This window comes from Nocardia sp. NPDC052566, from assembly GCF_044547285.1.
Lineage (GTDB): Bacteria > Actinomycetota > Actinomycetes > Mycobacteriales > Mycobacteriaceae > Nocardia.
Genome location: NZ_JBIUAF010000001.1, coordinates 828,742 through 840,678, shown reverse-complemented (window position 1 = coordinate 840,678; position 11,937 = coordinate 828,742). Strand labels below are relative to the sequence as shown.

12 protein-coding genes and 1 pseudogene are annotated in these 11,937 nt (G+C 66.5%); 4 read left to right on the top strand and 9 right to left on the bottom strand.

What is annotated here, in order from left to right; all coding sequences use genetic code 11:
- Positions 1 to 8: 8 nt before the first annotated feature.
- The 6 genes and pseudogenes from ACIG5A_RS03575 to ACIG5A_RS03550 all read right to left on the bottom strand — a co-directional run bounded on the left by ACIG5A_RS03575 (position 9) and on the right by ACIG5A_RS03550 (position 6,461).
- Entirely contained in the window at positions 9 to 1,142 is a 1,134-nt protein-coding gene (locus ACIG5A_RS03575) for a mandelate racemase/muconate lactonizing enzyme family protein (protein WP_397237279.1), read from the bottom strand.
- On the bottom strand, positions 1,139 to 2,062 hold the full coding sequence (gene kdgD, locus ACIG5A_RS03570; protein ID WP_397237278.1) for a 5-dehydro-4-deoxyglucarate dehydratase: 924 nt from the start codon (positions 2,060 to 2,062) through the stop codon (positions 1,139 to 1,141). The genes ACIG5A_RS03575 and kdgD overlap by 4 nt, the downstream gene beginning before the upstream one ends.
- Before the next feature lie 26 nt (positions 2,063 to 2,088).
- Entirely contained in the window at positions 2,089 to 2,973 is an 885-nt protein-coding gene (locus ACIG5A_RS03565) for a LysR family transcriptional regulator (protein ID WP_397238793.1), read from the bottom strand.
- A 199-nt stretch (positions 2,974 to 3,172) separates the two neighbouring features.
- Positions 3,173 to 4,168 (bottom strand): lactonase family protein, encoded by a 996-nt coding sequence (locus tag ACIG5A_RS03560; RefSeq protein WP_397237277.1) that lies wholly within the window; start codon positions 4,166 to 4,168, stop codon positions 3,173 to 3,175.
- A gap of 4 nt (positions 4,169 to 4,172) precedes the next feature.
- Positions 4,173 to 5,537: pseudogene (locus ACIG5A_RS03555) on the bottom strand (sugar porter family MFS transporter); the annotation flags it as partial.
- Between the two features lie 117 nt (positions 5,538 to 5,654).
- On the bottom strand, positions 5,655 to 6,461 hold the full coding sequence (locus ACIG5A_RS03550; protein ID WP_397237275.1) for an NAD-dependent epimerase/dehydratase family protein: 807 nt from the start codon (positions 6,459 to 6,461) through the stop codon (positions 5,655 to 5,657).
- Between the two features lie 400 nt (positions 6,462 to 6,861).
- On the opposite strand from ACIG5A_RS03550, the gene ACIG5A_RS03545 reads away from it, so the two are divergent.
- On the top strand, positions 6,862 to 7,500 hold the full coding sequence (locus tag ACIG5A_RS03545) for a hypothetical protein (protein ID WP_397237273.1): 639 nt from the start codon (positions 6,862 to 6,864) through the stop codon (positions 7,498 to 7,500).
- A 16-nt stretch (positions 7,501 to 7,516) separates the two neighbouring features.
- The gene (locus tag ACIG5A_RS03540; protein WP_397237271.1) at positions 7,517 to 7,918 is read left to right on the top strand and encodes a phage tail protein; all 402 of its coding nucleotides are present in this window, start codon (positions 7,517 to 7,519) and stop codon (positions 7,916 to 7,918) included.
- 66 nt (positions 7,919 to 7,984) lie between these two features.
- On the opposite strand, the gene ACIG5A_RS03535 is transcribed toward ACIG5A_RS03540, so the two are convergent.
- Together ACIG5A_RS03535 and ACIG5A_RS03530 are read right to left on the bottom strand one after the other, a co-directional pair.
- Positions 7,985 to 8,323, bottom strand: coding sequence for a hypothetical protein (locus tag ACIG5A_RS03535; protein WP_397237269.1), 339 nt, complete (start codon positions 8,321 to 8,323; stop codon positions 7,985 to 7,987).
- A gap of 56 nt (positions 8,324 to 8,379) precedes the next feature.
- On the bottom strand, positions 8,380 to 9,378 hold the full coding sequence (locus ACIG5A_RS03530) for a methyltransferase (protein WP_397237267.1): 999 nt from the start codon (positions 9,376 to 9,378) through the stop codon (positions 8,380 to 8,382).
- A gap of 105 nt (positions 9,379 to 9,483) precedes the next feature.
- Here ACIG5A_RS03530 and ACIG5A_RS03525 point away from each other — a divergent pair, with 105 nt between their 5' ends.
- Entirely contained in the window at positions 9,484 to 9,966 is a 483-nt protein-coding gene (locus ACIG5A_RS03525) for a hypothetical protein (RefSeq protein ID WP_397237265.1), read from the top strand.
- A 423-nt stretch (positions 9,967 to 10,389) separates the two neighbouring features.
- On the opposite strand, the gene ACIG5A_RS03520 is transcribed toward ACIG5A_RS03525, so the two are convergent.
- Entirely contained in the window at positions 10,390 to 11,163 is a 774-nt protein-coding gene (locus tag ACIG5A_RS03520; protein WP_397237263.1) for an ATP-grasp domain-containing protein, read from the bottom strand.
- Between the two features lie 239 nt (positions 11,164 to 11,402).
- Between ACIG5A_RS03520 and ACIG5A_RS03515 the strand changes: the two genes are divergently transcribed.
- Entirely contained in the window at positions 11,403 to 11,870 is a 468-nt protein-coding gene (locus ACIG5A_RS03515) for a hypothetical protein (protein WP_397237261.1), read from the top strand.
- Positions 11,871 to 11,937: the final 67 nt, after the last annotated feature.

Sequence of the window (11,937 nt, the reverse complement as noted above, 5' to 3'; positions counted from 1 at the left end):
CGCGCAGTTCAGGCGCGGACGGTGTGCTCGGCCACGGTCCACGCGCGTGCTTGTCCGCTGAGGGTTACCCCGAGCCCGGGGCGGCCCGGCAGCCACATCCGTCCCTCGGCGATATCGAGGCTCTCCTCGAACAGCGGATCGAACCATTCGAAATGCTCGACCCATGGCTCACGCGGATAGGCGGCGGCCAGATGGAGGTGCACTTCCTTCATGAAATGCGGTGCCAGCGCCAGGTTTTCGCTGTCGGCCATGGCCATGATCCGCAGGAACTGGGTGATGCCGCCGACCCGTGGCGCGTCGGGCTGCACGATATCGGCGGCGCCCGCGCGGATCAGCTCGCGATGTTCACCGACGCTGGTGAGCATCTCCCCGGTCGCGATCGGGGTGTCGAAGGCCGCCCTCAGCTCGGCGTGCCCGCGAAAATCGCAGGCGTCCAGGGGTTCTTCGATCCAGGTCAGCCCGAACGGTGCGAGTGCGCGGCACATTCGCCGCGCGGTGGCGCGATCCCACTGCTGGTTCGCGTCGACCATCATCGCCACACCGTCACCGAACTTCTCCCGCACGGCCGTCAGCCTGGTCAGATCGACCGCGGCGTCGGGATGGCCGACTTTGAGCTTGACCCCGCCGATCCCCCGCGACAGCGATGCCGCCGCGCGCTCGAGCACCTCCTCGATCGACGCGTGCAGGAACCCACCGGAGGTGTCGTAGCAGCGCACCGAATCCCGGTACGCGCCGAGCAGCTTCGCCAGGGGCAGCCCGGCGCGCTTGGCTTTGAGATCCCACAGCGCGATATCGAAGGCCGCGATCGCCTGCACCGCGAGCCCGCTGCGCCCGACCGAGGCGCCCGCCCACATCAGCGTGTCCCAGATCTTGCCGATATCGCTCGGATCCGCGCCGAGCAGCACCGGCGCCAGCTCCCTCGCATGGGCGAATTGTCCTGGGCCACCGGCACGTTTGGCATAGCTCAGCCCCACGCCGCCGTAGCCGCCCGCGGTCTCGATCTCGGCGACGAGCACGGCGACCTCGGTCATCGGCCGCTGCCGCCCGGTGAGCACCTTGGCGTCGCTGATCCCAGTCCGCAGCGGCACGGTCACCGAAGACACGGTGACACCGGTGATCTCGTCGAGTACGGCGCCGCTCATCGGGTCACCGTGATGGTGCGGACGAGCTCGGTGAGTTCGCCGAGTTCGGTGCCGGTGAGATCGGTCAACGGCGGCCGCACCGGCCCCGCAGGCCTGCCGACCGCCGTGAGCCCGGCCTTCACGATCGACACCGCGTAGCCGGGACGCCGGTCACGGATGTCCAGATACGGGATGACGAATTCGCGCAGCAGGCGATACACCGTGTCCCGATCCCTGGCCCGCACAGCGCGGTAGAACGCCAGCGCGAACTCGGGGACGAAGTTGAACAGCGCCGAAGAGTAGGTGGTGACGCCCATTTCGGTGTACGGCAGTGCGAAGGTCTCGGCGGTCGGCAGGCCGCCGATGTAGGTGAGCCGGTCGCCGAGGCGGGCGTAGATGCGGGTCATCGTCTCGATATTGCCGACGCCGTCCTTGAAGCCGATCAGGTTCGGGCAGCGCTCGGCCATTCGAGCCAGGGTGACATCGTTGCAGGTGGCATTGGCGCGACTGTAGAAGATCACGCCGAGCGAGGTCGCCGCACAGATGGCGGCGACGTGTTCGATCAGCCCGTCGGGCCCGGCCTCGGTGAGGTAGGGCGGCAGGAGCAGAATGCCTTCCGCCCCGGCGGCTTCGGCGGCGCGCGCCTGCTCGATCGCGGCGGCGGTGCCCGCGGTGGCCGGCGCGACGACCGGTATCCGGCCGCCGGTCTCGGCCACCGCCGCGCGCACCACCTGATCGATCTCCGGCGGTGTCAGCGAGAATCCCTCTCCGGTGCCGCCCGCGGCGAACAGGCCCGCCACCTCGTACTGGGCGAGCCAGGCGATGTGTTTGCGGTAGGCGGCCTCGTCGAAGGCGAGCTCCGCGTCGAAATGGGTGACCGGAAACGACAGCAGCCCGCGGCCCAGAGCGGGGCCCAGCTCTTCGGCGGACAGGTGGGACACGTATACCTCCTGGGAGACAAGCGGTTTCAGTGCGCGGGCGGCAGCGAATCGAGCAGCGCCACCACGCGATGCAAGGCCGGGTTCGCGCAGTCGCGGCGCCAGACCGCGTGCAGCACGACCGGATCGTCGATACCGGCGAGCGGGCGGAACCGCACACCGTCGGGATGCAGGTGGGTGGCGCTGTCGGGGACGAGCGCCAGCCCGCGCCCGGCCGCGACCAGCGCGAGCATGGTGTGCACCTGGGTGAGCTCATGGGTGGCCGTGTAGGGCACGGCCGCAAGGATTCCGGCGACCAGATCCGCGAAATACCGTGCCGGGCCCGGCGCGTAGACGAGCAGCGCCTCGCCGCCGAGGTCGTCGATCGGGATCGGCTCGAGCCCGGCCAACCGGTGCGTGGCGGGTACCGCGAGCACCAGCCGCTCGGAATGCACCAGGCGACAATCGAATTCACCGGCGTCGAAGGGTGGCCGGGCGAGCGCCAGATCCAGTTTGCCGCTGCGCAGGTTCGCGAACTGCTCCGAACTCACCATTTCCCGCAGCACCACCTCCACACCGGGCAGCCCCTGCTCCACGTGGTTGAGCAGGCGGCCGAGGAAACCGAAGCCGGAGGCCGCGGTGAACCCGATCCGCACCGCGCCCGCGGTGCCCGCCGCGACCAGCCGCGCCGCGTCCGGCGCCGCCTCGGCCAGCGCGAGCAACCGCCGCGCCTCGACCAGGAACACCTCGCCCGCCGGGGTCAGGCGGACCTGTCGCTGGGTGCGATCGAACAGTTCGACACCGACTTCGCGCTCCAGCTTCTGGATCTGCCTGCTCAGCGGCGGCTGGGTCATCCTGAGCCGTTCGGCCGCGCGCCGGAAGCTGCCCTCCTCGACCACGGTCACGAACCCGCGGACATGTTCCAGCGATACCAGCGAGCTGAGCCGCCCGGAGCCCAGCCGCCCGGTGTCACCGACCGGCTCGAGCCGAGGCAGTCCGTCCGCGAGCCACAGCCGCGCACCGTCGGTATCCGCCATGATCGACCTCCTCTGCCGTCTTCGCAGGCTATGGCCCCGCGGTGATACTCGTCCAACGTTCATTTCGTATCGACCGATACCTCGTCGGCATCGGCGCTCAGCCGTTCAGGTCGACGATCTCGACCCAGTTGGGGTCGGCGCCCACTGCGCGGCGGTCGACCAGCTCCAGTCCGCCACCGGAGCCGATGGCGTAGCCGGCGACGTGACCGGTGCGCTGCCCGGCCGCCACCAGGAACCGCCCGCGGGGGTCGATGGCGAATCCGCGCGGCCGGGTCTCGGTGAAGGTGTGCCCGCAGGGTGCGAGCGCACCTGTCGCGCCGTCCACCCGAAAGCACGCCAGCGAACTCGAAACCCGCTCGGCCACATAGAGATACCGGCCATCCGGGGTCACCCGCAGTTCCGAGGTGGCCGGAGTGATTCCGGCGTGGCTCGGCGGCACCACCGAGAGCGCGGTCACCGGATCGAGCACACCGGAATCGGCGTCGAACAGGAAGCTTTCGACGGTGCCGTCCAATTCGTTCGATACGTAGACCACCCGGCCGTCCGGGTGGAAGGCGATATGCCGCGGGCCCGCACCGGGTTTCGTCGCCACGAAGGGCGGCGCGTTGGGCGTCAGCGTACCGTCGAACCGGTACTGCCACACCGTGTCACCGCCGAGGACACCCACGAACACATACCGATTCGACGGATCGGCGACGATCGAGTGCGCGTGCGGCGGCGTGGCGAGCACCTGAACCACCTCCCCCACCGCACCGTCTCCGCCGATCCGCTGCACCGCGACCTTGTCGCCGGTGTACGAGGCGCTCAGCAGATAGTGCCCCGAACGATCGACGCCGAGGTAGGCCATGTTGTCCGGCAGCGGCCCGGTCGCCACCGGCACCAAGTCCCCTGTCCCGGACTCTATTTCGAATACCGCGACCCGGTACGGCGTCGACCGCAACCCCGCGTACAGACGGCGGCGATCGGGCGACACCGCCAACGGCATCACCTTCCCGTCGACGGCAACCGCGCGCACCGGAGTCAGCACCCCGGACGCGTCCAGCCGCAAGACCGAGATCTCGCGGCCGTCCGCATTCGATACGTAGACGATCACCCGATCACTTCGCCTCGGCCGCTTGGCCACCAACGCGGGCGCGCAGATCCAGTTCGATCTGCTCGAGGCTGCGCCCCTTCGTCTCCGGCACGAACCGCTGCACCAGCAGGAACATCACCACACTCACCCCGGCGAAGCACCAGGCCGAACGGGCAAGCCCCAGATGGTCGTTCATCACCGGGAACAGGAAGGTGATGGTGAAGGTCGACGCCCACAGCACCACGCTGCCGACGCCCATTCCGACACCGCGCACCCGCAGCGGGAAGATCTCCGCCATCATCACCCAGACCACCGCGCCCCAGCCGAGTTCGTAGCCGGCCAGATAGACATTGAGCAGGATCAGCGTGGTCAGACCGGTGACGGTGTGATTGTCCACGGTCAGCACGATGATGCCGAGCAACAGCAGCGACGCGGCCATACATACGTTGCCCAGCAACAGAAGTGGCTTGCGTCCCCACCGGTCCACCACGAAGATCACCCACGCGGTGAACGCCACCTTGATCACGCCGAGCACGATCGCGGCGAGCAGCGAGGTCGAATTGCCGAAGCCGAGATCGGTGAACATCTGCGGCGCATACAGATTCACCGCGTTCACACCCGAGAACTGCTGGCCGACAGCGAGGATCAGCGCGACGATCAGCGCGGGCCGCGCCCACGGCAGCCACAGATCGCGCAGCCTGCCCTTCTGCTCGGCGTCCAGGCGAATCACGGCGCGAATACTGTGGATTTCACCGTCGATGTCGGCGGATCCGTGCGTACCCGCCAGCACCTCCCGCGCCTTGGCCTCGTGACCGGCCTTGAGCAACCAGCGCGGCGTCTCCGGCAGCACCGACATGCCCGCCAGCAGCACCACCGCGGGGATCGCGGCCACCGCGAACATCAGCCGCCAATTCCCGGTACCCGACAACGCCCAGTCGACGATGTAGGCGAGCAGGATGCCCGAGACGATCATCAGCTGATTCAACGTCGACAGCGCACCGCGCGCCCTTGTCGGCGCCAACTCGGACAGATACGTCGGCACCGTCGCCGACGAGCACCCCACCGCGATACCGGTGACGAAGCGGGCGAGCACCAGCGTCGCCGCATTCGGCGCCAGCGCGCAGCCGATGGCGCCGACACCGAACACCACCGCGGCGATCATGATGGTGCGCCGCCTGCCGAGCCGGTCGGTGATCCGCCCGGCGATGGCCGCGCCGATCACCGCGCCCGCGGCGAGGCAGCCGCCGATCACACCCTGGGTGAACGAGGTCAGGTGCCATTCCTTCTTGATGAACAGCAGTACGCCGGAGATCACGCCGAGGTCGTAGCCGAACAGGATGCCGCCGAGCGCGCCGAAGAAATAGAGAAAACGAACATTGGTCATGATGCTGCGATTCTTTCGAGGTCTGCGAGGCCCTCAGCGTCACATGGGAAGCAGGGGCGGTAATCGGAAATCCCGATTCGATTTCGGTATCGCGCAATGCGATTCCGGTGTGTGCCGCCCGGCTCAGAGCGGATTCGGTTTGCCGAGTGGCGTTTCACAGAAAGCGCCGCCGATATACTTCGGCGCGAGCGCGGGATCGGTATCGATCTCCCCGGCGTATCGCTCCGCGTCGTCACGGCTGCGATAGCCGAGCGCCTCGGCCGCGCGCAGCGAGACCACCCGCCGCGTATTGTCCGAAACGGCCCAGAGCACTTGGAAGCCGGGACGTTCGGCGGCCAGGCAGGCCTCGAACAGCCGCGCGCCGTCGTCCGGCGACAGCCACATCGACAGCCCGCGCAGATCGGCGGGCCGCTCGAAGCACGATCCGATCCGCAGGCAGAGGACATCCATACCGAAGCGCGAATGATAGAGGCTGCCCAGCGCCTCCACCGCTGCCTTGCTCACCCCATAATAGGTATCCGGACGCGGAAATGATTCCCCCGCAATGCCTTCCGGATCCCCGGTGTCGAATTCCCGGAATCCGGCGGCATGATTGCTCGACGCGAGCACCACCCGGGAGATCCCGGCCTCGCACGCCGCCGCCAAAACGGTATGCGTGCCGTCGATATTGGCCGCGAGCACGCGATCCCAGGCATCCTCACGACTGATCCCGCCGAGATGAATGATCGCGTCGACATCGCGACAGGCGGCGGCCATGGTCACCGGATCGGTGAGCGAGCCCGTCACCAGCTCGACCCGTTCACCGGGCCCCGGCTCCGGCAGCGGATGCAGATCGAGTAGTCGCAGCACTCGGCCGGGCCGTGCCAGCCGGGGCCGCATCAGCGTGCCGACACCACCCGCCGCGCCGGTGATGAGGATTCGTTCCACCATCGTCAGACCTCCTATAACCGAGCGGCGACTGTGGCTCACCTCACTCGCTGTGCCAGAAGGCTATTGGCTTCGACTGATGCGCGTCCAACACCGCATGAGCATCGACCGATACCGAATCCGCCACCCTGCCCTCCAGCAGCCGAAGCGCCGAGCGACTCGCTGTTTGATGTCCGGCGGCTATGGACTGGCCGTTATCGCGGTGCTCCAATGGAAGCGGACCAGTCTCGTGGCTCTGAAATACCCATTCTCGCAGTGTGTTTCGTCTCGTCGTGCTGGTAATCGGACTGCGTTGTGCGCGGCGGGATGATGTGCGCGGTGTACGGAGTCTGCGCAGTGGCGCGTATGCCGCTGCGGTGGGGCCGGTCATGTCTGGTTCTTCCATCGAGCCGAGGAGTGGGACATGCCCAAGTGTGGCGGCAATCGTGATCTGTACTTCGGCACCTATCGTGGCCGAGTGAAGCGGCAATTCAATGAAGAGTGGCTGAAGGAGTACATCGAGGCCCTCACGAAACCTGCTCAGAAAAACCGGGACAGCGATAAGCCGAAGGATTTGCTGGAAGGTATCGTCAGTGCGTTGGCGAAGAAATTCGACGAGACCGTGATGAAGAAGACCGGCGGTGATCCGGCGAAGATACGCAAGTATCTGGGGGACTGGCTGGGCGCCAAGGACGTCGAGATAAGCGTGACGTTCTCGTACGGCAAGAAGTCGACCGGCAACGCCGACTACTGGGCAGACGGGGTATACAACAAGTTCGAGTCCAGCAGTGGTTACACACTGGATCTGCAGAGCACTCCCCATCGGGTGGAGTTCGGACTCGCGACCGGCAAGACGGTCACCAAGGGTTCTGGAATATCGGCTACCCAGGTGAACCCTGCGAACGCCTGGGAATTTGTGCACGGAGGCTGGTCCCATACGCCGCGCGAATCCTTCAAGCTGCAGGCGCTCGATTGCGCGGACGACGGCGTACCGCAACGGCTCTACTCGGTCGAGAAGACCAACATAACAACCCGGACAATCGAACTCACCCGCCAGAGCTGATCGGAGAGGCGAAGCGATGAACACGGATGTAACGATCAGCGTGACGGTGGACGAGGCGCCCGCGGAGCCGATCATCGAGATCGAGCACGTCGCCATCGATCCGGCGTTGGCCTCGCCCATCGAAGGCGCGGCGGGCGAAGTCCTCATCCTGGTTCCGGATACACCTTCGGCCGGCGCGGTTTCGCTCCGTCGCAGCGCCGCGGCGAGTGGCGCATTCGCCGATTGGTTCGCCGGGGCAGTGCGCGGGGACACCGATGTCCAACCGAAGAACGTCACCATCGTCATCGATCGAGGTCAAGGAGCGCAGGCCACCCAGATTGCCTTGCGCGGTGCGTTCCCCTTCGATTGGAGCGAACCCGACGAGATCGATGGAGGGCAATTGGTGACCTTGTACTTCGACGATATCGATCTCGGCTGACACCGATTCGACTCCGGCCGGACCCTCCGCCCGCTTCGGTCGAAGCGACCGGAGGGTCTGCTCGCTCTAGTGCATGTCCACGAGGTACGGGTGCACCTCGGCCGGGTCGACATTCACTCGCGCCCGCACGGTGCGATCGTCGCTGATGCGTACGACCACCGGGGAGGTGTTGGTCGGGTCCCCGGGCTTGAAGCTGCTGCCGACGCGGCTGTCCTCATCGATCGGCGAGCAGTATCCCACCCACACCTCCACACCCGGATCAATGCCGTTGGCCATCAACACGCGCTTGACCCTTTCCTTGTCGTCGATGCCCAAGAGCTTGGCGATCTGACCGTGGTACGCGTGCTGCGCATCCAATACCGCCTGGCCGAAATTCAAGGGTTCGGTCTGCAGAACAATGCTCATTTCAACCTACTTTCTTGCCCACCAACAGGATTCAAAAAACGATACCGGGACTCGGCTCAGCTGATCGTCACTTCGAGGAGGGTGCGGTTGTCGGCGATTTCCGCAACGGATTTCAGCTGTAGGCCGTGGGCGCCGATCAAGGTGGCGAATTCGTCGAGCGTGCGTTCGCGGCCACCGAAGAATACGAGCATGGACAGGTCGATCGCGGTGTGGGCGCCGAGGCCGTGCACGGCTTCGACGATCAGGATGGTTCCCGCCGTACCCGCGGCTTCGGCGCAGCGGGTGAGGATTTCGTGGACGTTGGCATCGTCCCAGTCGTGGAGGATGTCGCTGAGCAGATAGGCATCGGCCCCGGCGGGCAGTGGCTCGAAAAAGCTGCCCGCCACGGCGGTGGCACGGTCGGTCAGACCGGCCGCGGCGAATTCCTCGGCGGCGCGGGCCGCGGTGGCGGGCAGATCGACCAGCTGCCCGCGCACCGACGGATGCGCGCGCAGGATCGCGCTCAGGACCGCGCCTTGCCCGCCGCCGACATCGACGATGGTGGCGAAGCGACTCCAGTCGTATCGCTGGGCGATCTGCGGCGCGATAGCCTGGAATCGGCGAGTCATCTTGGCGTCGAAGGATTCTCGCAGCGCGGGCGTCTCGGCGAGATCGGACCAGAAGTCGCGGCCGTAGCGGTGCGGATAGGCCGCTTCGCCGGTGCGTACCGCATGCTCCAGTTCGACGTAGGCCAGTTCCGCGCGCCCGACCGCGGAGTTGATGTCGAGTTCGAGCAGCAGTTCGTTGTCCGCGTCCGAACGCAACTGCCGCCCCAGCTCGGTGAGGTGGTAGACGCCGTTCGTGTGTGTGAGGACCGTCAGGGTCACCAGATGGGCGAGCACCCGAGTCAGCGCAGGCGCCGAAGTGGACGTGCGCTCGGCCAGCTCCGTGACAGTGGCCCCGGCATCGCCGAACTGGTCCGCCAGCCGCAGCGTCGCCGCGACGCGCAGGGCCATCGGGGTGGCCAGCCACGCCATATCCCGCAACGTCTGAACCAGTGCCTGGTCATCTCCCATCGGCCTCACTGTAGTAATCAACTCGAACCACAGCCCCGAACGCCACATCATCGGCATATACGCGAGTTGTGGCACTGGATCGCGGCCGTGGCCATGATGGGCGGGGTGAGTTCGTATCACTTGGCCGAGCCGCCGCTGTTCACCCGCCTGCGCGATGCCTCCAGTGTCCTGATCGCCGGGGCGGGCGGCGGATTCGATGTGTACGGTGGCCTGCCACTCGCGGTAGCACTGGAAAAGCAGGGCAAGAAGGTACATCTGGCGAACCTGTCGTTCAGCGACCTGCGCCGGACCCCACTCGACGACTGGCTGGTACCGGGAGTCGCCGCCGTTGGCCCCGAAACCCCCGGCAACGACGACTACTTCCCAGAACGCGGCCTGGCGCGCTGGCTCGCGACCACCGGCCGCGAACCGATCGTGTACGCATTCCCCAAATCCGGTGTCCGGCCGTTGCGCGCGGCCTATGCCGCGCTCGTCGAGCAACTCGACGTCGACGCCCTCGTGCTGGTGGACGGCGGCACGGACATCCTGCTGCGCGGCGACGAATCCGGCCTGGGGCAGCCTATTTCGCCGCCGTTGTCCACGCATTAGCCGAAACACCTTTGCGCCCAAGCATTGTCCACTCCCAAATCGCCAGCGCCCTGCGCGGTGAATTCGGCGACGTCCACGCCACCGACCGCACCACCGGCACAGAACTTTTCGTGAACCCCCTCATGGCGATGTACCTGACCGTCGACCTCCCCGCCCTGGCCCGCACAGTCGAATACCTACCATTCCTCGAACCAACAGAACACCCTTACCAGGTAGCCCAGGTAATCGAAGCCCACCTGACCTCACGCCCCACCCCCCGCCCCACCACCCCCATCCCCCACTGATCACGCCGCCCGGCCGCTCACTCCTGAACGGCCTGCCCTACCGCGAGCTCCTGCGACTCACCGCGGACCAGGCCAAGCGGTGGGGTCTCGGAAACGAAAACGGACGGAGGTGATGACATGGCATGTGGCGACGCCCTTCTCACAGGTCCGCCCGGGCGAGGGCCTCGGCTTCCATCGCGGCGATGAAGTCGGCGACGTTGGAACCATAGATGCCCCAGCTGTTCACGCCGCCGATCTCGACCAGACGGGGTGCAGCGTCGGGGCCGACGCCGACATCGACGGTGACCATGCCGGAGCCGTGGGCGAGCAGTCGTGCCGCCGCTGTCTCGGCGAAGGTGCGCACGTGATCGGGAACCGGGAGGTAGGGCTCGATCGGATAGGAGCTTCCGCAGACGAATCGGCCGTCGCGGCAGAAGCATCGGTACTCGCGTTCGAAGGTCACGACCTCGGACACGACAACGAGTTCGTCTCGGTAATGGTCATAGAGTTCGAGCCAGCGCGCCAAGTCCGCGATCGCATGAACACCTGCGGGAAACAGCTTGTAGTTCGTATCGCTGTGGATGAAGACCTGGTCACTGTCGAACATGCGCCGCAGCGGTAGATCAGGAAGCGCCGAAAATGGCACGAGGACGGCGGTACGTCCGAGGAGGTCGTACATGTGCCGGTAGTAGAACGAGCAACGCAGCATCGCGTAGTCATCGAACACCGCTTCTCCGAGCCGCGGCACGCGGCGCATGCGCGTCATCGTCGGCATCGTCCCGTACCCGACGATCGCCCGGCTCCGCGGGACAGCGGGCCAGCGCCCCACCATCGCGTCGCGCTCTTCGATCATCAGGGGATCGTCGAGCGCCGCCGCGACGACAGCGGAGCCCGGGAAGTCCTCGTGGAGATCGATGAGCCATTGCGGTCGCATGACATGATGCTATTCCGCGCCGACGAGGTATCTCCGGGTTACTTTCGTGCGCAACCTGATTCGGGTGCGCGAGCGTTTGATGAACCGCTGGTCGCCTTTCCGCGATCGCCTAGGTCATCGCTCGCCCGCTCGCCGCGCGAAGCGACGGGTAACGACAGCAACCCGTTAGCCGATGGAACAATGAATTCGAAGCCATCTCGTGCCATCGACCTTGCAGCAATCGCAGTTGAAAGGCTGAAATGTCCTACCGGAAACTCGCCAAGATCTCCCTATCCGCCAGCGCGGTAGTAGCCGCCCTCATCGCCACCAGCGCCCCCGCCGCGGCCTCGAACTACATCCCCGTCGAACTCCCCATGACCACCACCGGCGCCAACGGTCCGGGCTGCTCCGGCGACGTCTGGGCAGTAGGCAATGTCTACCCCGACGGCGACGTCCCCGGCACAGTAGACCTCCAACTCAAAGGCTGGCTGAAGGTCTTCGGCGTTCCCGCCCCCTGGTGCAGCCTGGCCCCCACCGTCCGATGGCGCAACCTCGACACCGGCGCCACCGGCCAAGCCGCCACCCCCCTGGGCGCCTGGCAACCCTTCTTCTGGACGGCCCCCGTAGTCGGCAACCTCCGCCTCGTAACCGGCCCCGGCCAAGTCGAATTCACCCTCACCACCGATCTCCCCCACACACCGAGCGTCACAAACTTCCGAGTGTACTGACACCGACCTCGAAAACACCTGCACCGCAAGGGCTTCAGATCCTCGGGCGGCCCGCAGCGTGGCGACA

Bases quoted from the DNA above. Each gene is read 5' to 3' on its own strand.
- ACIG5A_RS03575 (WP_397237279.1), bottom strand. From the start codon at position 1,142: ATGAGCGGCGCCGTACTCGACGAGATCACCGGTGTCACCGTGTCTTCG.
- ACIG5A_RS03550 (WP_397237275.1), bottom strand. From the start codon at position 6,461: ATGGTGGAACGAATCCTCATCACCGGCGCGGCGGGTGGTGTCGGCACG.
- ACIG5A_RS03545 (WP_397237273.1), top strand. From the start codon at position 6,862: ATGCCCAAGTGTGGCGGCAATCGTGATCTGTACTTCGGCACCTATCGT.
- ACIG5A_RS03540 (WP_397237271.1), top strand. From the start codon at position 7,517: ATGAACACGGATGTAACGATCAGCGTGACGGTGGACGAGGCGCCCGCG.
- ACIG5A_RS03535 (WP_397237269.1), bottom strand. From the start codon at position 8,323: ATGAGCATTGTTCTGCAGACCGAACCCTTGAATTTCGGCCAGGCGGTA.
- ACIG5A_RS03530 (WP_397237267.1), bottom strand. From the start codon at position 9,378: ATGGGAGATGACCAGGCACTGGTTCAGACGTTGCGGGATATGGCGTGG.
- ACIG5A_RS03520 (WP_397237263.1), bottom strand. From the start codon at position 11,163: ATGCGACCGCAATGGCTCATCGATCTCCACGAGGACTTCCCGGGCTCC.
- ACIG5A_RS03515 (WP_397237261.1), top strand. From the start codon at position 11,403: ATGTCCTACCGGAAACTCGCCAAGATCTCCCTATCCGCCAGCGCGGTA.